General features: G+C 30.2%; 22 protein-coding genes. 3 read left to right on the forward strand and 19 right to left on the reverse strand.

The window, feature by feature from the left end; genetic code table 11:
• Positions 1-51: 51 nt before the first annotated feature.
• The 12 genes from CUEA01_RS12960 to CUEA01_RS13015 form a co-directional block, all read right to left on the reverse strand.
• Complete coding sequence (locus CUEA01_RS12960; RefSeq protein WP_234122030.1) at positions 52-726, reverse strand: response regulator; 675 nt, start codon at positions 724-726, stop codon at positions 52-54.
• Positions 723-2276 carry an ATP-binding protein gene (locus tag CUEA01_RS12965; RefSeq protein ID WP_234122031.1) on the reverse strand — a complete coding sequence of 518 codons (1554 nt, stop codon included), beginning with the start codon at positions 2274-2276 and terminating at the stop codon, positions 723-725. Before CUEA01_RS12965 ends, CUEA01_RS12960 begins: the two co-directional genes overlap by 4 nt.
• Before the next feature lie 441 nt (positions 2277-2717).
• Positions 2718-3716 carry a 2-hydroxyacid dehydrogenase gene (locus tag CUEA01_RS12970; RefSeq protein WP_234122032.1) on the reverse strand — a complete coding sequence of 333 codons (999 nt, stop codon included), beginning with the start codon at positions 3714-3716 and terminating at the stop codon, positions 2718-2720.
• Positions 3717-3742: 26 nt separating this feature from the next.
• The gene (locus CUEA01_RS12975) at positions 3743-4798 is read right to left on the reverse strand and encodes an AEC family transporter (RefSeq protein WP_234122033.1); all 1056 of its coding nucleotides are present in this window, start codon (positions 4796-4798) and stop codon (positions 3743-3745) included.
• A 390-nt stretch (positions 4799-5188) separates the two neighbouring features.
• On the reverse strand, positions 5189-6235 hold the full coding sequence (locus CUEA01_RS12980) for a hypothetical protein (protein ID WP_234122034.1): 1047 nt from the start codon (positions 6233-6235) through the stop codon (positions 5189-5191).
• 66 nt (positions 6236-6301) lie between these two features.
• The gene (locus CUEA01_RS12985; RefSeq protein WP_234122035.1) at positions 6302-6544 is read right to left on the reverse strand and encodes a hypothetical protein; all 243 of its coding nucleotides are present in this window, start codon (positions 6542-6544) and stop codon (positions 6302-6304) included.
• A gap of 663 nt (positions 6545-7207) precedes the next feature.
• Positions 7208-9082 carry a molecular chaperone HtpG gene (htpG, locus tag CUEA01_RS12990; protein WP_234122036.1) on the reverse strand — a complete coding sequence of 625 codons (1875 nt, stop codon included), beginning with the start codon at positions 9080-9082 and terminating at the stop codon, positions 7208-7210.
• A 197-nt stretch (positions 9083-9279) separates the two neighbouring features.
• Positions 9280-10086 (reverse strand): Cof-type HAD-IIB family hydrolase, encoded by an 807-nt coding sequence (locus CUEA01_RS12995; RefSeq protein ID WP_234122037.1) that lies wholly within the window; start codon positions 10084-10086, stop codon positions 9280-9282.
• 14 nt (positions 10087-10100) lie between these two features.
• Complete coding sequence (locus CUEA01_RS13000; protein ID WP_234122038.1) at positions 10101-10853, reverse strand: DeoR/GlpR family DNA-binding transcription regulator; 753 nt, start codon at positions 10851-10853, stop codon at positions 10101-10103.
• A gap of 267 nt (positions 10854-11120) precedes the next feature.
• A complete protein-coding gene (locus CUEA01_RS13005) occupies positions 11121-11585 on the reverse strand; it encodes a ribosomal protein L7/L12 (protein WP_234122039.1) in 465 nt (154 codons plus the stop codon).
• 466 nt (positions 11586-12051) lie between these two features.
• Positions 12052-12864 carry an NAD(+) diphosphatase gene (gene nudC / locus CUEA01_RS13010; protein WP_234122040.1) on the reverse strand — a complete coding sequence of 271 codons (813 nt, stop codon included), beginning with the start codon at positions 12862-12864 and terminating at the stop codon, positions 12052-12054.
• An 18-nt stretch (positions 12865-12882) separates the two neighbouring features.
• Positions 12883-14235 carry an MATE family efflux transporter gene (locus CUEA01_RS13015; protein WP_234122041.1) on the reverse strand — a complete coding sequence of 451 codons (1353 nt, stop codon included), beginning with the start codon at positions 14233-14235 and terminating at the stop codon, positions 12883-12885.
• A gap of 150 nt (positions 14236-14385) precedes the next feature.
• Here CUEA01_RS13015 and CUEA01_RS13020 point away from each other — a divergent pair, with 150 nt between their 5' ends.
• The 3 genes from CUEA01_RS13020 (at position 14386) to CUEA01_RS13030 (ending at position 17334) form a co-directional block, all read left to right on the forward strand.
• On the forward strand, positions 14386-15672 hold the full coding sequence (locus CUEA01_RS13020; protein ID WP_234122042.1) for a putative DNA modification/repair radical SAM protein: 1287 nt from the start codon (positions 14386-14388) through the stop codon (positions 15670-15672).
• 205 nt (positions 15673-15877) lie between these two features.
• Positions 15878-16654 carry a TIGR03915 family putative DNA repair protein gene (locus CUEA01_RS13025; RefSeq protein ID WP_234122043.1) on the forward strand — a complete coding sequence of 259 codons (777 nt, stop codon included), beginning with the start codon at positions 15878-15880 and terminating at the stop codon, positions 16652-16654.
• Positions 16655-16719: 65 nt separating this feature from the next.
• A complete protein-coding gene (locus CUEA01_RS13030) occupies positions 16720-17334 on the forward strand; it encodes a manganese efflux pump (protein WP_234122044.1) in 615 nt (204 codons plus the stop codon).
• Between the two features lie 177 nt (positions 17335-17511).
• Here the strand turns inward: CUEA01_RS13030 and alr are convergent, their stop codons facing one another.
• The 7 genes from alr to CUEA01_RS13065 form a co-directional block, all read right to left on the reverse strand.
• Positions 17512-18633, reverse strand: coding sequence for an alanine racemase (gene alr, locus CUEA01_RS13035; protein ID WP_234122045.1), 1122 nt, complete (start codon positions 18631-18633; stop codon positions 17512-17514).
• Between the two features lie 112 nt (positions 18634-18745).
• Positions 18746-19846: a DUF4392 domain-containing protein gene (locus tag CUEA01_RS13040; RefSeq protein WP_234122046.1), complete on the reverse strand. Its 1101-nt coding sequence runs from the start codon at positions 19844-19846 to the stop codon at positions 18746-18748.
• Between the two features lie 18 nt (positions 19847-19864).
• On the reverse strand, positions 19865-20707 hold the full coding sequence (locus CUEA01_RS13045; RefSeq protein ID WP_234122047.1) for a D-amino acid aminotransferase: 843 nt from the start codon (positions 20705-20707) through the stop codon (positions 19865-19867).
• 529 nt (positions 20708-21236) lie between these two features.
• On the reverse strand, positions 21237-21662 hold the full coding sequence (locus CUEA01_RS13050; RefSeq protein ID WP_234122048.1) for an Lrp/AsnC family transcriptional regulator: 426 nt from the start codon (positions 21660-21662) through the stop codon (positions 21237-21239).
• A gap of 84 nt (positions 21663-21746) precedes the next feature.
• Positions 21747-22844: a tyrosine/phenylalanine carboxypeptidase domain-containing protein gene (locus CUEA01_RS13055; protein ID WP_234122049.1), complete on the reverse strand. Its 1098-nt coding sequence runs from the start codon at positions 22842-22844 to the stop codon at positions 21747-21749.
• A 284-nt stretch (positions 22845-23128) separates the two neighbouring features.
• The gene (locus tag CUEA01_RS13060) at positions 23129-24031 is read right to left on the reverse strand and encodes a 3'-5' exoribonuclease YhaM family protein (protein WP_234122050.1); all 903 of its coding nucleotides are present in this window, start codon (positions 24029-24031) and stop codon (positions 23129-23131) included.
• Positions 24032-24120: 89 nt separating this feature from the next.
• The gene (locus CUEA01_RS13065) at positions 24121-24828 is read right to left on the reverse strand and encodes an SDR family NAD(P)-dependent oxidoreductase (protein WP_234122051.1); all 708 of its coding nucleotides are present in this window, start codon (positions 24826-24828) and stop codon (positions 24121-24123) included.
• Between the last annotated feature and the right edge of the window lie 5 nt (positions 24829-24833).

The raw sequence follows: 24833 nt of genomic DNA on the forward strand, positions 1-24833 counted from the left end.
TATTGTAGTTAAATATTTTTTTATGCGGCAACCCTAAACCGTGTTTTATCCTTATTCACAAAAAACATACTTATACTCAGGTCTTCCTATATTTCCATAAACCGGTCTACTTTCTACCTTTTTTATATTTTCCAAATAATCCATATACTTTTTAATAGTAACGTTACTAATACCTGATTTTGATGATAATTCGCTTATAGTCCAAATTTCACCTTGTAAAGAATTTAGTATTCCCAATATTTTATCTAAAGTCTTTTTTTGTAAACCTTTTGGAAGCTCCTCTGAGTGTATGGTATTTGTACATGAAGATAAGTTGTCAATTTTTTCCTGAGCAATAACGTCATCCTCATTAAGTACATTGCTTTTTATCAAATACTTATTTATTGCTTCACTGAATCTTTCAAATTCAAATGGTTTAACAAGATAATCTACAGCGCCATACGCAAACGCTGTTTTTATATCATCTGCCTTATTTGCCGCCGTCACCATAATAACATCAACAAGATATCCTTTATTTCTTAAACTTTTTAACAATTCTAATCCATTTTTTTTAGGAAGATATACATCCAAAATAATTAAATCAATATTCTTTTTTTTCAATATTTCTATTATTTCATCTTCTTCAATTGAACATCCTACATAATTTAGATTTTTAATTAACTTAACATAATTTTTATTTATTAATGCAACCATTGGATCATCTTCAACAATTAATACATTTCTCATACGTTACCACCCTTAAATAATGAAACCATAAATTTCTTTTTACCATCTTGCTCCTCAATTAATACTTCTCCCTTATAAAGCTCTACCCTTGATTTTACTAAATATAAACCCGTTCCACGTCCTTCAGCTTTAGAAGAAACACCTCTTTCAAACATGTATGCTTTTATGTATTCAGGTATCTTAATTCCATTATCTTCAACCTCTATATATATTTTTTCGGCATTTTCTGATAAAAACACAGTAACTTCTTTAATTTCATTTTCATTAGCGATACATGCATCAAAGGAATTCTCAATAAAGTTTCCAATCACCGTAACTAAATCATCAGAACATATGCCACCGTGCTCTTCATAGAGTAATGAATTTTTCTTTAACATAAATTTTATTTTCTTTTCCCTTGCAATGGCACCCCTACCACTCAACATTGCCCTTACATAAAAATCATCTATGTTTGAATATTTTTGACTTAAAGCTTCATCAATTTCTTTCATTTGCAATATATATTTCTTTGCTTCATCATATTGTTTTATATTTATAAGTCCTAATATTACATGAAGCTTATTTTTAAATTCATGTACATTTGCCCTAAGATCTTTTACCACTTCATCTATTCCTGTTATTTCTTTAGCAATCCTCTTTATTTCAACTTTATCTATTAATGTTATAACTGCACCAAGATATTTATCTCCTTGCATATTGTGGTAAAGCGTTACAAAAACTCTTTTATTTTGTATCCACATTTCCTTCATTTCAAAGGATTCTCGATTTTCTAAATATGGCTTTAATCTTTCTATAATACTATATACAGAAAATCCTCCAAATAAATTAAAGCAACTTTTATTAACCTCAACAGGATTATCCTTTTCATCTAAGGCTATAATTCCGTTACTAATGCTATTTATAATAATTCTTTTTTCATTATATAATTTTGCTATTTCTTCTGGTTCCATATTAAACATAGATTTTTTTATCCTTTTTGCAAAATATAAAGCAAAAATTATAGTTATAATAAAAACCAAAAAAAACAACGCTAAATATGTATTTCGTGTACTTCTATCTAAATCCTCAAGCTCTTTATAAGACTTTCCAACCATTACAAAGCCAATCTGTTTCCCATTTTTTAAGATAGGCTCAAATCTTCTTAATGTAGTCCCTTGTGATCCCTTTTTTATAGAATAATACCCTTTTGGAGTTTTTAATATATCTTTTCTATCATCTCCTCTAAATGCTTGTCCCACTTGCTTTATGTCATTGTGAGCATATTTTATACCTTTCATGTCACAGATTACGATTACATCTACATCATTTAGCTTTCCCAAATATGCCATTACATGTTTTTGAATACTTAAATCATTTTGCTTGCTCACAAGTTTATCACAAACTAATTTATCTTGACCAATTAAAACGGCAGTATTATATAAATTTTCCTTTATCCTTGCTTCTATTAAATTTAACTTATCATTCAAGAATATATAATAAGATATAATAATTGGTATCATTGCAATAAGTACTGCTCCTAGCACTACTTTTTTTTCAAATTTATTTTTCATAATTTATCACCAAAAGTAATTATAACAGAATATTACCCCTATTTCATTAGTACTTTATAACCATAAGTTATTTTTTAGTTTTAATATTTTATGGCTATGTTTTAAATAAGTGTTGATTTTCACACTTATTTAAAACATAGCTTCGTTTAGTAAGTTTAGCTATTTTTAAAAGAATGTTGATGTGATGTGCTCACTTTTATGGACTCTTAGGATTGCTCGTTTATAATTTGCGTAATTTTGACTAGGACGGTCAAAGCCATTTATGCATCAGGACGATGCATATAAATGGGTAGCAAATTATAAACGAGCAATTCTTAGTGTCCATTAATGTTATAAGCTCATATCAACATTCTTTTAAAACATAGCCTATTTTATTTCTACGCATTATAGGGTTACCACCATAAATTTCTGTGCGGTAACCCTTCAATGCTATTATACATACTAAGCTATTTCATTTTTGCATTTTCCAGTAGTTATGAACTCATGCATATTTTCATACGATATTCCAACCATATTAATTAAAGCTTGATCCGTAAAAGAACCTATGTGTGGAGTTACTATTACTTTTGGAAATAAACTAAGCAATTGTTCTACAGCTTTATTTTCCAATTCTCTTCCCTTTAAATTTTTAGAGAAGAAGCTTGTTTCTCCTTCAAATACATCTGTTCCATATCCTGCAAGTTTTCCTGATTTAACTGCATTTAATATAGCCATGTTGTCTTGTAATTCTCCTCTTGCAGTATTTATAAGTACAGCGCCATCTTTCATCTTTCCTACAAATTCTGCATTTATCATATGATGGTTCTTATCTTTAAAATAAGGTAAATGAACTGATATTATATCTGACTCTGCAAGTACTTCATCTAAAGTCTTAAATTCAACTATTTCTTTTGCAATGTCACTTTGGAATACATCATATCCAATTACTTTTGCACCAAGTCCCTTAAATAGCTTTGCTGTTGTGTATCCTATTTTACCTACTCCAAGTACTCCAACTGTACAGTTTCTAACTTCTTTACTGAACATTTTTGCATCCACAGTAAAATCTTTTTCTTTTGTTCTGTTAGTAGCATATGCTGTATTTCTTAAAAGCATCATTGCAAGTGTAACAGCAAGTTCTGATATAGCATTTGGTGAATAAGCTGGTACATTTGCTACTCTTAAATTAAATTCTTTTGCAGCTTGTAAATCTATATTGTTGATTCCAGCAGCTCTTGATAATAGGTATTTAATACCATTCTCGGATAAGTACTCTAAATTTTGTCTATCTGCTGTGCAAGTACCTCTGATTATTACAGCATCAGCACCTTTAGCTTTACATACATTATCATGATTTAAGTTTTCACCTACTAACTCCAATTCGTATCCATATTCATTTAACTTGTTAAAAAAAGCAACTTCTATATCTCTTACTCCGTAACAAACTAATTTAGTTGACATTTTATCTTCCTCCTAAAATCTAAATTTTACATAAATATATGTGATTGTTTAATAACTTCAAGTATAACAATCCATATTGGCATGCACACTACACTAGCTAGCGTAGATAATAATGAACAATTTGATGTTGCAACCGCCTCTTTATCAAAGCTTATGGCATAGGCCGCTGCCACAGTAGCTGTTGGTGTTGCCATTGCAATTACAATTGTAGCTACTGCTATAAATGAAAAATGTAATATTCCGCTTACAGTTAAAACATATAAACAAACAAGATTTAATGCTGGTACTATTATTACTTTCATGAAACTATAATACCAAGAATCTTTTGAAGTTATAGCATCCTTAAAAGGGATTTCAGCAAGTTTTGCACCAACACTAAGCCATGCAAGTGGTGAACATAATTTTTCAAGATATGATAAAGGTGTAAATAACCATAAAGCAGTTTTGTCTATTCTTAAGAACGCAAAATGCATTGCCTTACCCTTCTCAACAACATTCACTTGTGGAAGTGATGCCTGGAATATCCAAACAATTATACCTGCAAAAGTTGCTATAATAATAGGATTTGAAATCATCTTTTTAAAGTTATTCTTGTCCATTTTCATTCCTGACATTTTTATGTATGCATAAGAATACAAGAATACTCTGTAAGCTATATTAAAAATTGAAGCATACATTACTCCTGTTGCTCCATAAACTGCTTGAGTTATTGGAATACCAAAGAATGTAGTTGAACCAAATATAGTAAGAACTCTTAAAACTTCTTTTTTATCGCCTTTAAATTTAATGTACAAAATTTTAGTTATTGCTATTAATATTATGTAAATTGCAAATCCCCAAATTAGAAGATTAATTCCTTGCTTTAAATTATGCTGATTAATATCCTGCATAAATGAATCATATGCCAATGCTGGTAGTGCCGCTGTAAGAACAACATTACTTAAAATTTTTGAAGTTGTATTATTAAATACTTCCTTTTTCCTAAGATAGTAACCAAATAAGATAATTAAAATTGATGATGCAATTGCACCAACAATACTTGGGTTACTCACAATTTTCCCTATAGTTTGAGCCATATTCATGTGATAAGTCCTCCTTAAAAATTAACCTCTTGTTTTTTTTACTAAAGATAAACCATTTGAAGTTTCAATATGTTTTATCTTTAATTAGCCTAAGTTTGTAGATTTTTTAACTTTTCATTGCGCAAAACCACAATAAAATTTTAAACTTGTCTTTTTTTCAACAGTCTCAGTTTATAATATTTTTTGTATTAACTTCAATTTTTCTAGCTTTTTTAATAGTTTTTTAAGTTTTTTAAGTGAATTTTATCGTTTTAAGGAAGCTATGTTTTAAATAAGTGTGAAAATCAACACTTACTTAAAACATAGCTTAATAAAAAAAACACCAATTTTAACATTATAAACATTAAAATAAGTGTTTCTTCGCAAAAATATTTTTTCCATTCTGCAACTCTACTTTTTTACAGTTTCACAAATTAAATTTGCCATACTACTTATAGTAGAGTACCCATATACAACATTATTTAAAAACATACTAGATAATATTTTTCTTTCACCATTACTTTCTACAACAAAGCAATCTTCTCTTAGTGTTCTTTCATCACATATTACTTCTTTTATAACACAATGAGAATCATTTACATCTTTAAAACAATCTGCATCTATATAGTGCATTATGACTATATCGCCTTCCATTAAAGCAAACTTACATTCAAAATCAATAGGCCAGCAAGACGGCGGAGCTATTAAAAGTTCTGTTTCTTCAATAGCTCTAAGATTACAACCAATAACTATTGTTCTATAGCTTCCTATTTTGTTAATAATTTCACCCGGCATTTCTGGCATTGAACTTTGGTATTTAAAAGACCACATAACATCTCCATCATCTACAATTTCAAAATCACTACCAAGTTTTATAGCATTATTCACAACTTTATTGACCTGTTTCCAAGAATATTCTTTATCTGATTCTTTATATACTTTATTAAAATACTTATTTTTTATTAATTTATTTGGTATTTTATATAAATCTACATAATCAATATCTTCTTTTGTACTTGTCTCATCTTTCCTACAGGTTATTAATAACGGTTTACTCGGATTATCACATATAACTAAATCAGTAGTATTGATACAATTGGTGATTGTTGAAATGATAACCATTCTCCCATTTTCGGCATATTTTCTAGCTTGTGCTAGGATATAAAGGAATTCATTTTCCATACCAGTAATCAATCGAGGACTTTTATTCTTATCATACAATTCTCTTATAATATATGGATTTAACATTAACCATACAAAAGTATCTGCATAGTTTCTCAGTAAATTAGCATGATCTTTATACTCTTCATTAAAAGTTTTTTTATAGCTATTTTCTGAATTAATTATTTCAATAGCTATTTTATACTGAACTTCATACAATAACATTGATGAATCTACATTATCTATTTCCTTAAATAATTTTCTTCTTACTTCTTTAAGCTCTTCATGGATATTCATAAGCCTGCCTCATTTCAATTTATTTTCTTCAATTCTTAACATATAGATATACCATACAACCGCGAACTAAACTTCGTTTTTTGATACTTTAAACCAGTGCACCAAGGCATATGCTAAAAAAATCACAATAAAAACTATAGAACTTTTTAATAAATCTTCTGCACTCATATGAAAATTAAAATATAAAAATGGTATAGTAATATTTGCTATAATAATTGCATCTATAAAAATATTAGAAATATACTTGAGGAATGATACTATAATATTCTTTTTCCTATTTTGTAAAATCTTATTCTCACCGCAATTCATTTAATTTCCACCTTCCCCTTTATACATCTAAAGATAATCAATTTGAAAAGTTAAAATTGACTCTACCAAATTTATCTTGTTAAATTACAATTTGTCGAGGAGAGTACAGTGAATGATGATTTACCTTTCGCTTCTCTTAGGTAAATCTTAAACTTAATGTTGTCAGCTTCGCTGAGCACCATGTATTGTGCGATTGCGTAAGCAATAAAGAAAATAAATTTTCAGATTTTTCTACACTCGCGTAGAAAAATCATCCTTCGTTGTACTCTGTACTCTGTACTCCGTACTCTGTGTTAAATTGTAATTTGTGAGGATAAATTTGGCACTTGCAATTTCAATATTTCAAGTTGTACATCTATAACAATCCTTTATTGTTAATAAAATATCAATATATACTATTATACCAAATATATTTATATTTAAAAACATAAATTTTTTGATTTTTGAAACTTTAAAACTAAATTTATGCAAAAAAATGCATCTAAAGGATATTATGAATGTCTTTAGATGTATTTTTTGATTTAAATTCAATTATAAAAATCATATTTATATATTTTAAAATAAAAAAGAGTCATACGAGCAAATTTGTCGTATGACTCTTTTTTATTATTGCTATGTTTTAAATAAGCGTTGATTTTCACACTTATTTAAAACATATCCTTATTATTTAATCAACTTACAAACATCATTAGCAAATTGAACGGGATCTTCTACTGGAAGTCCTTCAATTAAAAGTGCTTGATTATATAGTAAGTTTGCATACATTTTTAATTTATCCTTATCATTTGCAAAAGCTTCTTTAATTGCAGTAAACATTTCATGATTTGTGTTTACCTCTAAAATTTTATCAGCCTTAACATTGTTATTATCAGGCATCATACTAAGTACTTTTTCCATTTCTATAGAAAGTTCTCCGTCATTAGAAAGACAAACAGGATGAGTTTTCAATCTACTTGATGCTTTTACTTCTTTTACCTTATCGCCTAAAGCTTCTTTCATAAAATCAAATAACTCTTTATTTTCTTCTGTTTCTTTCTTACTCTCTTTTTCATCTGCTTCAAATCCTAAATCTTTGCTAGAAACAGATTTGAATTCTTTTTCTTTATACTTCATTATCATTTTGATTGCAAATTCATCAACATCATCAGTGAAGTATAAAATTTCAAAACCTTTATCCTTTACCATTTCAGTTTGTGGTAATTTATCGATTTTTTCTATGCTTTCGCCTGCTGCATAATATATATATTTCTGCTCTTCTTTCATACGAGTAACATACTCATCAAGACTTACAAGTTTCTTTTCTGTTGATGAATAGAATATTAATAAGTCTTGAAGTACTTCCTTATTAGCTCCATAATCAGAATAAACTCCATATTTAAGTTGTTTTCCAAAGCTTTCAAAGAACTGTTCATACTTCTCACGATCATTTTTAAGCATTAATAAAAGTTCACTCTTAATTTTATCTTTTATTTTCTTAGCAATAAATTTTAATTGTCTATCATGCTGTAAAAGTTCTCTTGAAATATTAAGTGAAAGATCAGCTGAGTCTACTAATCCTTGTGCAAAACTAAAATAGTCAGGAAGTAAATCTGCACATTTTTCCATTATTAACACACCATTTGAATAAAGCTCTAGTCCTTTTTGGAACTCTTTTGTATAAAAATCATAAGGAGCTCTAGCTGGTACAAATAATAATGTAGTATAGCTTGTTAACCCCTCAACACTTGAATGAATTGTTTTTAATGGTTTTTCAAAGCCAAAGTGCTTATCCATATAAAATTGATCGTAATCTTCCTGCTTCAATTCATTTTTATTTTTTCTCCAAATTGGAACCATACTATTTAAAACTTCATCTTCAAAATAATCTTCGTATTCCTTGTCACTGCCTTCTTTTAATTTACTTTTCTTTACTAACATCTTAATAGGATATTTTATAAAATCCGAATATTTTTTAATTAAAGCTTTTATTTTATATTCATCTAAAAACTCGTCATAATTTTCATCTTCAGTATTTTCTTTAATTTTTAATGTAATTTCAGTTCCAACTTCTGCTTTTTCTGTTAGTTCAATTTCATAACCTTCTACACCTTTTGATTCCCACTTATAGCTTTCTTCTGAATTTATAGACTTACTTTTAACAGTAACTAAGTCTGATACCATAAATGATGAGTAAAAACCAACTCCAAATTGACCTATAATATCTACTCCATCTTTTGCTTCATTTTCATTTTTAAATGCAAGAGAGCCACTCTTTGCAATAGTACCAAGATTGTTTTCAAGTTCATCCTTTGTCATTCCTATACCAGTATCTGTAATGGTAAGTGTTCTCTTTTCTTTATCAGCAGAAATTCTAATATAAAAATCCTCTTTATTAAAACTTACATTTTCATCAACAAGTGAACGATAATAACTTTTATCAATTGCGTCACTTGCATTTGATATAAGTTCTCTCAAAAATATCTCTTTATTTGTATAAATAGAATTAATCATTAAATCGAGAAGTCTTTTAGACTCTGCCTTAAATTGTTTTGTAGCCATTTTATCATTTCCTTTCATTATAAAAAATGTAAAGAGTATTCTATTTATAAGGCTTTTACATGCCTAAACAAACCCCGCCCTTATTTCAGCGTGGCTATTTTTATTTTTGTTAGCACTCTCAATAACTGAGTGCTAATTTTATTTTAACAATTATTTCTACTTTGTCAATATGTTTTTACAATTTATTTAATTATTTGTTAGGATAAACAAAACTTTTCTATAGCACTTGCTACTCCATCTTCATCATTGGTTAAAGTTACGAAATCAGCACAAGCTTTAACTTCCTGTGGCGCATTACCCATTGCAACCCCAAGTCCAGCATACTCTATCATATCCGTATCATTGTAATTATCCCCTGCAGCCATTATTTCACTCTGCTCTATGTTAAACTTTTCTCTAAGAACATTAATTGCAGAAGTTTTAGAAGCTTCCTTTGGCATAATCTCCAAGTATGTTGGCTTTGAAGGGTATACATTTAAATCACCAGTTTTGATTTTTTCCTTTAATAAACTTATTTTATTTGACTCTGCCATACACAAAATTTTATTTACTCCTGTGCCTTCATTTTTCCACTTTTCAATTAGAACTTGAAAATTCACTATAATCGGAGTTATATTAGTTATTTCGCTTTCCTGCTTTGCCCATTCATCCATTTTTTCTATATACCATTCATTATCCTTGTATAAGCTTACATGAACTCCAAGCTCCTGAGCCTTCTTATGCACTTCCTTGATATTTGAAACTGATATAAAATTCTTTGATATTACTCTTCCACCCTTATCCAAGACTAAAGCTCCACTATAGCAAATAATTGGTTCTTCTATTTCAAGTTCTCTCTGTAAAAATAATATTCCCTTCGGCATTCTAGCTGAAACCAGTATTACAGGAATTTGCTTTTCCTTTGAAGCAAGTTGAATTTTTTTCTTTGTCTCTGGTGTAATCTCGTGCTTTGAATTTAATAACGTTCCGTCAATGTCCAAACATATCATTTTAAAATTTCCCATTTTACTCATCTCCCCTATATTGTAACAAGTTTAATATTGTTACTTTTTATAATATTAACAAATTCACTTGGTGGCATACTATCAGTTACAAGGATATCTATTTCATCCAAATTTAATCCCTTAAAGTAACTTAATTTGTTAAACTTTTCAATTTCGGCAAGCACTATAACTTTAGAAGAATTTTTGCAAACTTGATTTTTAACATAAGCATCCTCTTCATCAGCATAAAAAATTCCCTCCTCTGTTATAGCTGCAGCCCCCAAAAATGCAACATCAAACTTTACTCCCTTAACATAATTCATGCAATCTGGATTATAAAAAAATCTATTTTCCTTATTAAAACATCCTCCCATTGAATATAGTTTTACATCTTTTTTTTCAGATAGTATTTCAATATTATCAAGAGAATGAGTAAATACTGTAATACTTTTATCCACATATTGTGCAAGAAAACTTACTGTAGTGGAAACATCAAAAAAGTAATGTTCTCCAGCTTCAATAAACTCCAATGCCCTTTTTGCAATATTCTTTTTTTCTTCAGAGTACGCTTCAAGCCTCTCTCTATAGTTTTTAATTGTATTTTTTAAAACTGGAAGACTAATACCTCCACGGCTTCGAACTGCTGCCCCCTGTTCAATAAGCTTTACAATATCACGTCTTGCAGTATCCCTAGCTACCCCAAACATTTCACAAATAGTGTGTATTGACATACTGTTGTTCTTGTTTAAATATTCTAGTATTTTTAAAAGTCTTTCTTCCTGATACATAGGACCTCCCATGAATAAATATCATTCTTCAATTTATTACGCATATATAGATAAACTTAAAATTCCTTTAGCTTAAAACCTTTACAAAAGCTGATGCTTCGTATTTTTCATGTTCAGCAAGTAACACTCCTAACTTAACGCAGCCAGCCTTTTAATAACAGTATCTTCTTCATCCTCATAATTTTATTATAAGCATTTTTAAGTAATAAATCAACACTTTTAAGTAATTGTATCAAAATCTTGGAATCTACCTTTTAAGTTTCGCATTCAATTTAGTGATTCTACATATCTTTTAGCTTTTAGTAAATCATATCCTGTTGCCTCTCTACATACCTTAACTGCTTTAACTTTTTGTCCATCAGAAAGAAGTTTCCTTAACCTAGCATCTAATTCGTCCTTATTACCTTTCGGCTGCTTATCTAAAACAACTTGCTTTCCTTCTTTAATTGCTACGGCTAAAGCATCAACATGATTTTTGGCTTCCATTAAACCAGCTCCTGTTGCAATTCTGTATTCTTTTACAGCTTTAATCATTTGTTTCTCTAAAATAAGTTTTCCAATTTTCTCATCTATATTCACATGATTTTTAGTACTAGTATTATCTATATTCTCGCCATTTTTACTATTAATCGGTACTTGAATTTGTCCTCTTTCCCTATGTTTATTAACAACTCTATATGCAATTAACGCCATTAGTATACAAATTAAAACTATCAAAATAATATTTTCCATAATTATCCCTCCCTAATTAATACTTACGAAACTATATACAATTTTTAGAGCAGAGTACAGATGACAGAGTACAGTGTACAGTGAAGGACGATTTTTCTCCGTTAACACTACGAAAGATCTGAAAACTTATTTTCTTTATTGCTGCGCAATCGCGCCATTGATGGTGCTCAGCGAAGCTGACACCATTTAAGTTTAAGATTTACCTGAGTAAAACGAAAGGTAAATTATCCTTCACTGTACTCTGTACTCTGTCATCTGTACTCTATGTTCTTTCCTTAAGCCCATGTTTTTATGAAGCAATAATGTTGTAGGACAATTTAAATAAAGGCCAATAAATCTTGGAAGCTAATTGTTAAAAGCCTTAGAAGTTTCAATCTGTCTGAGCGCCCAGCGAGTTATTGAAACTTCTTAGGATTTTAACAATTAGCTTCTTAGATTTATGACCTTTATTTAATGTCCTGCAATATTATTGCTTCACAAATTCCTCAATTAACTTTCTTGCAAGAGTAAACTTTAAGGGTATATTCGGCAAATTATCCTTGCTAAACCACTTAGCATCTAATATTTCCTCACCATCAACTTTTATTTCCTCTGACTCATAGTCTGCAAAAAAACCAAGCATAAGAGAATTTGGAAATGGCCAAGCTGAACTTTTATGATATCTAACATTCTTTATTTTTATTCCAACCTCTTCAAATACTTCTCTTTTAACAGCAGCCTCTAGATTTTCTCCAGCTTCAACAAAGCCTGCGATTAAGCTGTACTTATTATTTGCAAAATTTTTATTATGAGCTAAAAGTATTTTGTCTCCTTTTATAATCCCAACTATTATAGCAGGACAAATCACAGGATACATAACATTTCCACATTTAGGGCAAACTTTTGCCATCTCGTCTTTTTTGTTTTCTGTTTTATTACCACATTTCCCACAAAACTTATGCGTTCTATCCCAATTTAATACTTCACTTGCTCTTCCTGCTGCTAAAAATATTTCTTCTTCCATGAGTGCACCAACTTCACGTAAAGCTAAAAATTTAAAATTCTGTGCCAAATCAATTTCATCAGAAATCTCAACAGTAAAACAAGATTTATTTCCAAGTTCACCTATAAAAAACTTATTCTCATATATAATATTTAAGTCTTTTATTTCATCAAAATTAGGTACGTATAAATTGTCTTCAACCTTTTTTAACAATAAACTTCCTTTAAAAAATACAAAACACAAATCATAAACATCACTTTTTCTAAAAACATCATTTAATATTTTAAATTTACTCATCTCTATTAAATCCTTTCATTAACTTGCAACATTATTTTTTTGTATACGAAAATACGCTTTTCTGTGCTTAATACAAAGTGGCACCTCATATGCAAGCATTATAATCCATCCACCTAAACAACTTAATGCAATACCTACAATACCCATTTTAGGTGCTAGCAAATAAGAAAGTACTACTCTACCAACAATTTGTAAAAAAGTTGACATTAAAGTAATCTTTAAATCTCCCATACCCCTAAAGTAGCCTTGTATACCATTTGTCCAGCTTGGAAGCAAGTAAAAAAATGCCATAAGTTGAAGATAGTTTACTCCTAATTTTATAACATTCCCCTCATCGTTTGGCACAAATAACTTCATAAGCCCTCTAGCTGAAAAATACACTATTCCAACCAAAATACACCAATATAATGTCTCTATTATCATTCCGGACCAAAAGCCCCTTTTTAGACGTTCATTCTTTTTGGCCCCCCTATTTTGAGCTAAAAAAGTTGTCATTCCACTGCTTATACTTTGCTCTGGTGTAAAAGCAAAATCATCCACACGATTAACGGCATTAAAGGTGGCAATGCTATCTACGCCCAACGGATTAACTGCGCCTTGTACTAAAAATTTTCCTACATATAAGCAAGTCTGCTGCATAGCAGTAACCCAGCTATAATTCACTGTGATTTTCAGGAGAGTCTTGTCCAATATAAATTCTTTTCTTGAAAGACGAAGCATTGGAACCTTTATGTAAACATATGTAATGCAAAAAACACTCGAAAGCATTTCCGCAGTAACCGTAGCAATTGCAGTACCTGGAACTCCCCATTTTAAATACACTACAAAAATTATATCCATAAGCACATTTAAAAAAGATGAAATAATTAAAAATATCAATGGCGTTTTCGCATCTCCAATACTACGCAATGCCGCAGCATAAACATTGTATAAAAAAGTAAAAATAAGCCCACAAAAAATTATTCTAAGATATAACACAGAATCATTAATTATTTCATTAGGTGTATGTATCAGTTGTAAAATAGGTCTAGTTATAATAAAACATAAACTAATCATAATTATTGTAAATACTAGTCCAGCTAACATTGTCGTAGATACTTCACGCTTCAATTTTTTTATGTTTTGAGAGCCAAAATATTCACTCATTAGTACTGAAGCTCCCATACAAATTCCAACAATAAAAAAGATTACAATATTCATAATAGGACTTGCTGTACCAACTGCTGCTAGAGCATTTTTGCCAACAAATCGCCCAACAATAATAGAATCTGCTGCATTATAAGTTAACTGAAAAATATTTCCCAATATTAACGGCACAGCAAACTTAACTAAATGCTTTGAAATATTTCCCTTTGTCATATCCGTAGCCATATTTAATCACCATCCAATTTTGCACACGCTAACGACTATGTATAATTATATATTAATTCCTGCATAAATTAAAGCTTGGATTTATTTCATATTTTTTCTTTACACGAACACATGTTCTATGCTATAATTTCAACAAAGGAGATGTTTTTCGTGGATGTTTTTGACAAATTAAAAATTTTAACAGATGCGGCAAAATACGATGCAGCTTGCACTTCAAGTGGAGTTAACAGAAAAGCAACTAAAGGTGGAATAGGAAGTTCTGAGGCTTGTGGTATATGTCACAGTTTTGCTGGAGATGGACGCTGCATTTCACTTTTAAAGGTACTAATGTCTAATGCTTGCTGCTACAACTGCCAATACTGCGTCAATAGAATTTCTAACGATACTCCACGTGCATCATTTACTCCGCGAGAGCTTGCGGATTTAACAATTAATTTTTATAGAAGAAACTATATTGAAGGCCTTTTTTTAAGTTCTGGAATATTAAAAAATCCTGATTATACCTGTGAACAAATGATCGAAGTTCTTAGGATTTTAAGGGAAGATTATAGATTTTCAGGCTATATTCATGCAAAAGCAATTCCTGGTGCTGATAAAATGCTTATTGATAGACTTGGCATGCTTGCAGATCGTATGAGTGTAAATATAGAACTACCATCACAAAATAGTTTAAAGTTGCTCGCTCCAGATAAATCAAAACATTCTATTTTAACACCTATGGGACATATTCAAAGCCGAATACAAGAAAACTCAACCGATATTGTAAAATATAAGTCTGCACCAAAATTTGTTCCCGCTGGACAAAGCACTCAAATGATCATAGGTGCTACACCTGATACAGATTTCCAAATTTTAAATTTAACTGAAAGTCTTTATAAAAAGTACAAACTAAAGCGTGTATTTTTTTCAGCCTATATGCCAGTAGCTGAAAATCCTCTTCTGCCAGCAATAAGCACAAGGCCTCCTCTTTTAAGGGAACATAGACTTTATCAAGCTGATTGGCTGCTTAGATTCTATGGCTTCTCTGCAAAAGAGCTTTTGGATGAAAAAAATCAAAGCTTTAATCCATATATAGATCCAAAATGCAACTGGGCACTTAACCACATGGAACAATTCCCTGTAGATGTAAATTTAGCTTCCTACAATGATTTACTTAGAGTACCTGGTATTGGTGTAAATAGCGCCAAACGTATTATTACAGCTAGACGCTCGGTTAAACTTGATTTTAACGGACTGAAAAAACTTGGGGTAGTTCTCAAACGAGCACAATACTTTATAACCTGCAGCGGTAAAATTATATATGGACTCAAAATTACACAAGATTCTGTTTTACGTTCCATGCTATCAGAAAAAACTTTAAGTATGTATAGACATAATACTTTACCAGAACCAGAAGCAAAACAACTATCCTTTTTTGATAATCTTAAGTTACAGTAGAGATTAGAGAGTAGAGAGTAAAGCGAGGATTAATTACCTAATTGGCTTATGCCCAAAGCCTTATATCCATATTTTTTAATCAAACTACGATTTTATTTTTATACTAAAAGTACTAATTAAATATCCCTCGATATATATAAATCTAGTCTTAACTTTGCTCTCTACTCTGTGCTTTTTACGTTTACAAAATTAGGAGGATACAAAAATGATTAAAGAATCAAATTTAGTTTACGAATATGATGGAAGCTTCGAAGGATTACTTTGCTGCGTATTTGAAAGTTATGCAAAAAAAGAAATTCCATGTGATATTAACTTAATTGATTCAGGTACTCTAACACTTTTTCCAACAAAAAAAATTGCAACAGATTTGCAAAAATCTAATAGAGTTTTAGTATCTATACCTAAAAAAATAGGTTCTTCCGCCCTTGAATTTATGCAAAACGCTTTTTTAACATGCCTTTCACAAAAAGAACTTTATATTCTTTTATTCTTGCGAATGGGCTACACCTATGGTCCCTCCGTCATAAATATGTTATCAAATGATGTTGTTAATACCTTGTTTAAAGCTGTTAAAAATTTGCACAATGAAAGTCACTTATTTAAAGGATTTATCCGATTTTCTATTTTTAACAATGCTTTAGTTTCAGAAATAGAGCCCAAAAATTATGTTCTTCCTCTTTTAGTACAGCATTTTTCTGAAAGATACCCAGAAGAACATTTTTTAATTTATGATAAAACGCATAGCATGGCACTTATATACAAACCTTATAGATCAACCATTATACCAATAGAAGAATTAACACTTCCAGAATTAAATGATGATGAAAGACACTTTCAAGATTTATGGAGACTTTTCTATAAAACCATTGAAATTCAAGGACGCCATAATCCTAAATGTCGAATGAGCCATATGCCTAAAAGATACTGGAATTACTTAACAGAATTTGGCTATATGCAAAAATCACTGCCTCCTTCAAAATAGATTGTGAACCTTAAATATAAAGCATCATATATTAGTAATGTAACTAATAATTAAGGAAGACTCACATGATGCTAGTTTTATCTGCTTTACTATTTAGCTTATCCTCCAACTTAGATAATTTAGTTGTAGGTACTGCTTACGGAATAAAGAAAATAAAAATAGGAAAAGTTGCAAATCTTATAATAGCTATTGTTACATCTACAGGAACATTTTTATCTATGTCTGTTGGATACTATATATCAAGATTTTTGTCTCACAATCTAGCTAACTTTTTAGGTGCTGGTGCCATTATTATACTTGGAATATATTTCGCAATTGAAAGTATAATAAAACTTATAAATAATACTAAATCAAAAGAACTTTCTTTAAAAGACATCGATGATATGATTGAATATGCTGAGAAATCAGATTTAGATAAATCCGGTGATATAGATATTAAAGAAGCACTGCTTGTGTCATTTGGACTAACTTTTAATAACTTAGGCACAGGCATAGCTGCAAGTGTAACTGGGGTTAGTATCGGCTTTACGGTTATTTTTACATTTATATTAAGCATCATTACAATTCTACTTGGAGAAGCCCTTGGCAATCATGTAATTGGTAAAGTTTTAGGAAAGTACGCTCCTTTAATTTCGGGTATAATTCTTATATTACTCGGCATTATTGAATTATTCAATTAAAGATAAATCACTTGAAACTTCAAAATTAATTTGTATCAAAATGCCGGTTTCTTGGCATTATGGTGCACATGAATTTTAATAGTTGAAATGGTTTATCTATATAAACAGATACTGCTTAAAATCTAATTGTAAAAGTAGATTTTAAGCAGTATCTGTTTTTTTATCAAAGCACATGAACTATTCGTAAATCCTTGCTACCCTTCTGCCTATGTTACAAATAAATTCATAATTAAAGCTCCCTGCCATATTTGCTAATTCTTCAACGGTGATAATATTTTCGCCTTCCTTGCCGATTAAAGTCACCTCATCTTCAATTTGAACATTAGCTATATGTGTCACATCTACCATCATTTGATCCATGCAAACTCTTCCAAGTATAGGAGCATATTCTCCATGAATTAAAACTCTCCCCTTTGAAGAAAGTCCACGCATATATCCATCAGCGTAACCTACAGAGACTGTTGCAATTTTAGTATTTTCTTTTGTAATATAAGTTTTTCCATAGCTAATACCATTTCCAGCAGGTACTTCAGACACATTTATTACATGAGCCTTCCAGGTTAAAGCTGGCTTTAATTTAATAGAATTTTTATCTACTTGCTCTGAAGGATACAAACCATATGTAATTATACCGCTCCTAACCATATCAAAACGATGATCCTTAAATTCCATGATTCCTGCACTATTGCAAACATGTTTGATAGGTATATTTACTTTCTCGTCTTCAAGCATTTTCAAAAATTCATCATATGCTGCTTCCTGCATTTTAGTATAACTTTTATCCTCTTCATCTGCACAGGAAAAGTGAGTAAACATTCCTTCAAGAATTACATTTTCCATACCTGCAATTTTTTTTATATCAAAAATACTTTCTTTATTCACTTTAAAACCAATTCTATTCATTCCAGTTTCTACTGCAATATGAACTTTTATTTTCTTATCAAGCTTAGCTGCACATTTTGATAACTCTTCCGCCATTTTAATATTATAAATAGTTTGAGTTATATCGTATTTAACTAACTTATCATTTTGACTTTTTGACGTATATCCTAAAATTAATATTGGTATTTGTACACCATTTTCTCGAAGCTCTACTGCCTCTTCTATAGTTGCAACGGCAAAATAATCAACTTTATCTTGAAGAAAATTTCCTAGCCTTACAGCTCCATGCCCATAACCATTAGCTTTTATTACTGCCATAACTTTTACATTGCTTTCTATTTTTCCTCTAACCTCATTTATGTTGTGTTCTATAGCCGCTAAATCTATTTTTGCATAAGTTCTAAGATACTCTTTCATATACACCCCTAGCCCCCTTTATCTATCACTTAAATAAATAGATTTTTCAATTAAATATTTCTGCTGGTGTGCATTCTATATTTAATAAACATATTAAACTTTTCACCATACCTCAAATTATATCTTTTAATTTTTCATCACTGAAATTTTCATCATAAAATCCAAGTTCAATTACCTTTTCAAACCAAGTAGCACAAGTTTTTTCTAATTTCATAGCAGATTCTACGGTTTCTCTCATTAAGCTTACTATTGACATATTCATCTCCAAATTACATCCATCTATTGCTGGAATTAAATCTCCATACATATCTATCATGCCACTTCTAGATGCTGTAATCATGGCCTCTTTTTCCATTTCCTTTGTATGCATTATATTTAAATCCTTTTTTAAATAAGCCAAGGCTGCTATAAGTCCGTAACATCCCCAGTCTGAAACGGTTGCCGTTATAACATTATCTGCTGCTACCTTTGCTAATATTCCTCCCTCACAACCACAATTACAGCCTCCCTTTGCTGCATATGGTACATATTCTTCTAGATGTTCTTTTAAAGTTCCCATGCCAAGTTCATTTCCTAAGTCTCCTATGGCTATATTTAAAACACCTTTTTTTTGTAATTTAGTAAATAAAATGTCCTGTTTTGCTTCAAGTTCACTTACATCCAAACCAACGGCATTATGATAAACGCCAATTGAATTAGCTCCTGGGCACTCTATACTTATAACAGCACTTGGAATTCCTTTTGCTATAAGTTCATCTGCCTCGCTTTCTGCTTTTTCTTTATCCTTTGTAAATGGTATACACGCTATTGATAATGGATATTCTTTTAATTCCTCAATGCTCCCTTGAAAATGAAGTCCAATTACATATGCCAAATTATTTACTGCTTCTAGATTATCTTCTGGGCACACAATCACAGGTTTTACGTTAAAACCTTTTACCAAAGCTCTAGCCAAAAGCATTGTACTTACAATCCCATCCATTTCAGCTTTTTTAAATGGACGTAGAACGAAACCTGTCATTATATATACGATGTCGCCTTCCTCTAAGGTATCTACTAATTTTTTAGCACTATTAATAGTCAAAGGTTCTTTAGCATAATCTCTTGCAGCTCTATATAAAATTCTACACACACCATATCCTCTAGGATCTAAATTCATTAAATTGTCTAGGTTTTCACCTATATTCAATATTGTTAACTCTTCCTGATTCATACCTCTTCCCCCCTAAAATTAATTTGTTGCTTCTATAAATTCATTAAGTAGTGCATCTTGAAGCTTTTTAATAAGTTCTGGTGCTTTTCCACCTACAGGCTTTCCATCTATTTCACACGCAGCCATACAAAACTGCCCTGAACTTGTAACTATAACTTCATCTGCTTCCATTAATTCTTTTAAGGAAAAAGCTGTTTCATTAACAGGTATCTCAAATTTCTTACACATTTTTATAATATGAGCTCTTGCTATACCTGGCAAAATTAAATTATCTGTTGGTGCCGTTTTAAAAATTCCATCTTTTATAATAGATACATTGCTGTGAGCACATTCAGTCACTCTATCTCCTCTGTGAAATACTGCTTCTTGACAACCTGCTTCTTCTGTTTTTTGTGCTGCAATTACACTTGGAAGCAAATTTAAAGTCTTTATATTACAGTGTAAAAATCTAGTGTCCTCCAAAGTGATTAATTTTAACTTTTGAGACATATCCTTTATATTTAGCGGCTTTAATATTATCCAGAGATTTGCTTTTACTTCTTCTGGTGGAAAAGCATGATTACGCATTCCTGTTCCTCTTGTAACCTGCCAATATACAAACTGTTCTCCAGAATCAACCTTTTTAACCATTTCTGTTAATAATTCTTTTAATGTTTCCTTTGTATATGGAATTTTAATTCTTAGCAAACCTGCACTATTATAAAAACGATCAATATGCTCATCTAATGCAAATATTTTATGGTTTCTGCTGTAAGTTGCATCATAAACTCCATCACCAAAATAACATACCCTATCGTTCATTGGTATTTTCATGTTCTCAACTAAATCAAATTCCCCATTGTAATATCCTAAATTTTTCATTTACCATTACCTCCTAAAATTAAAAAATCATCAATCTAAACAGCTTGTTTTTAAATTTATGTCATAAATATATGTATTAAATTATCAATTTGTAATTTAAACTTATGATATATTATTAAATAATTTTTTTCAATATTTTTTTTGATTTAGATATGATTTATTTTTTATTTAGTAAATAACAGAAATATTTTTGGTTTTAAGTTAAATAATTCGAAAAATTTACTGTTTACTAATTTTAAATTACATACCTTAAATACCGAAATTCATTGCATAAAAAAAAGACATTAAAATAAATGTCTCAATAAAAACCTTTATTCAGAGTACAACTGACAGAGTACAGAGTACAGTAAAGGATGATTTTCTGTAGCAAAACCACAGAAAATCTTATAACTTATTTTTGATTGCTTACGCAATCGTGTCACTCCTGTTGTCAGCGAAGCTGACAACAGTTAAGTTTAAGATTTACCTGACGTAAGGAAAGGTAAATCCTCCTTCATTGTACTTTGTACTCTGTACTTTGTACTTTGATTTAATTTTTTATATCTTTTAAAACATAATAAGTTTTTGTCCTCGATACACCGTCTAAGCTTTTTATTTGATTATGGACTTTTTCTAACTCCTCTGATGATTTACAAAGTATTTTAAGCATAAAATCAAAATCGCCTGTTAGATAGTAACAAAAAACTATATTTTTATTTTCCTTAATTGCCTTAGTAAAAGATTCATGAAATTTCGGATGATCAAGACTAACTTCCATTAAAGCACTTGTATCATTGCCCATCTTGCCTTCATCTAGTACTATTGTATAATTTTTTATTATTCCATTTTCTTCCATTTTGTGAATACGTTCAATAACGGCTGAGACTGATAAGTGAATTTCTTTACTTATTGCTGATGCTTTAATTCTAGAATTAACTTTTAAACACTCTAATATTTTATAGTCCATGCTATCCATATGCATCCCCCAGTCATTAATGTATTTTATACTTTCACAAATAATCCTATATTTTTTATTACAATTATAGCATAATAAAGCATCTTAGTAATTAGGCAATATTATTTTTTTGCTAATAATAGCCTTTTGTATATCCTCTTCTAATTCATTAATATCTTCCAAACCTATACTTCCATAATATAATTTTTCATACACTGCTCTGTCCTTTTCTATTGCATTTTTCACATCAACATATCCTTGAAAATACACATAATCTCTTACAAAGCCTCCAGGTTTACTCGTATCCTCTAGTCCTATTTTAATACGTGCAACCACATATATAGCATTGTCTAATCCTATATGCGGTTCAATCTCCTTTACCATTTCGTAGAAGGTCATATTACTCATATTTATAGCACTTATGAATCTTGCAGCATATAGCTTTAACATATCAGCGTTCATATTTCCTGATATCTCTTCGTTATACAATGCCAGTCCCTCTTCTGTTGCCAAAGAATTTGGTGTTCCATTTTTAAATATTTCGTATTTTCTGCAAGCGCCATTTTCCATCCTTAATACATGTGTTGATATTTCATGTACGCAAAGCCTTCCTATATCGCCTTTAGAAAACTTTTGATTTCCATTTATATATACTATCTTTTTAACAGGATTTACACTTACCTTAGCAGGCATTTCACATGAAATATTAATTTCCCACTGAAATCCATAAGCCTCTAAACACTTTCCAACCCTTTCTGATAGTTCCTCTGCAGTATATTCTTTTACTTCTTCCTTTGAAGCCAAATTCAAAAACTCTTCAGCTTTTTTTATGTATGATTTATTAGGGATTCCATGCATTTTATTTCCGATATTAGTAACCATATCTTCCTTACCAATATTCTCAAATAACTTCAAACTATAATACTTTACATTTTTTTCTTCTTCATATATCTTTCCTATAGCACTGCATGGAAAATATAACTCATTAAGTTTTTTATACAAAACTTCAAAATCAATATCACTTGTATCACGATATATATATTTAGGGTTATACAACTTTTGTGATACATAGTTTTCTTTAAATTTATTATTTTCTTCTCTTAAATTTACAGGCATTATGTACTTATTAAAACTTACTTCCTTATCTATTCTGTCAAAAACCTTTTCAGCTTGTATAAGCCAGTCTTCATTTTTACTTTGCATACTGTGTCCCCCCATCATTTGTTACAATAATGAGGATTTTCTTCCGCTTTGCTACAGAAAATCTTATAACTTATTTTTTTATTGCTTACGCAATAGCACCATTTATGGTGCTAAGCGAAGCTTATAATTTAAGATTTGCCTTACAAAAGGAAGGCAAATCAACCTTCATTGTGCATTGTGAACTGTGAATTGTGAATTGATTAAATTAGTTCGCAATAATTTTAGATTGTAGCTAAATATTTTTTAGTGCAACATCCCCTTTACTTTGCCCTGTTTTCTCTATTCTACAAATAAAGCTTTTTCTCAATTCTTCTATCAAATTCTGACCAATTTCCTGGTTCTGTTTTCTCCTTTATTTGATAAATCTTATTCATAGTAGCATCTACAGAATCCGCATAATTTACTATAAAGGATTCCTCCATATTCATTTCTCTTGGTGAACCATACTCAAGTTTACCATGATGCTGGACAATGCAGCCCTTTATCCTATTTACAAAATCCTCTGAATAAAAATCAGGAGTTTTTTTAATGGCTTCGTCTACCATTTCTACGCCTATAACAATATGACCTTCCATCTCACCTCTAAGAGTATATTTAAAAGGACCATTATAATCATATTCATAAATTTTACCTATGTCATGAAGCTTTGCTGCTAGCACCGCCATTTCAGTTCTTCTGCATTGATATTTTTCACAAAGCCTGATTGTTAATTCCATACCATTTAAGGTATGCTCTGCAAGTCCACCTATGTAATTATGATGCATAGAAACTCCACCTATACCTCTTTTAAACTTATCCAAAAATGCTTCATCTTTAAAAAAGCAATCATTTAAAGCTTTTGCTTCTCTTGATATAATATATTGATTTGTATAGGTTTCAATATCCTTCATTATATCATCAATAGGTCTTTTTACTGTTGGAAGATAATCTGCTATATCATAATTTGAAACAACCGTGTATTTTTTCACATCGAAATTTGCACCTTTAACACCTGTAACTATTATCACAACTCCCTGCTTAATATCGCCGCCTTTGCCTGGTATAAAAGCTTTTATATCACCACTCCTATCAGCTAATATACAGGTAAGCTTATCATTTTCTCTATATAATATTTTCATTACCATTAATGATATTTTTATAGTATCTTTACTTTTTATGTTTGCCAAAAAAGTTTCCTTTTTGCCCATAATTACTCCTCCAATTAAATTTGATTTAGTTTATTATGTGTAAAAAGGTCACTTATGATTTATAACTTATTCTGCCAATTAAGCTCACTTTATTTCTTTATAGATGTTTTGGTAATCATATGCTTTTGAGGTCTAATAGTTATATCCGTAAGCACCGTTCCCTCCCTTTGATTCAAAACCATATCTACAGCATTTGCTACACACTCGCCTGTAATATAGCTTTCTTCTAAATCTCCTTCTCTAAAATTTGCATTAGCATAAAAATTTGTTTTGGTCATATCTGGATGAATAGTAATCACCTTAACACCAGCTTTTCGTGTTTCATCAAATAAGCTTTCACTAAAGTGGCTAAGACCAGCCTTTGTTGCTGAATAAGCACAACCTATTGGACTTGATTTCTTAGCAGTTATTGAAGATATATTTATTATATATCCAAAATTATTCTTTAAATTTCTTAAAAGCAAATGAGTTAAAATTACTGGAGCCTCCAAATTTGTTGCTATCATTTCATGGAGCTTCTTAGTATTTATTTCTTCATGAGGTCCAAAATATCCAACTCCTGCGTTATTAACCAGCATGCCTATTTCCTTTTCAACGTCAATTATATATTTAACTTTTTCTTCTAAAATTGAAGTTTTTGTAATATCGCAAACCACCTTAATAAATCTTGAGTTCTCGAATTCCGTCTTAGAAAAATCTCTAGCAAAACCATAAACCTTATACTTATTTTTTAATAAAACCTTTACTATTGCGAGTCCTATTCCAGAAGATGCTCCTGTTACTATTGCAACTTTCATATTTG

It is taken from the genome of Clostridium hydrogenum, assembly GCF_021432385.1.
Classification (GTDB): Bacteria; Bacillota; Clostridia; order Clostridiales; family Clostridiaceae; genus Clostridium_S; species Clostridium_S hydrogenum.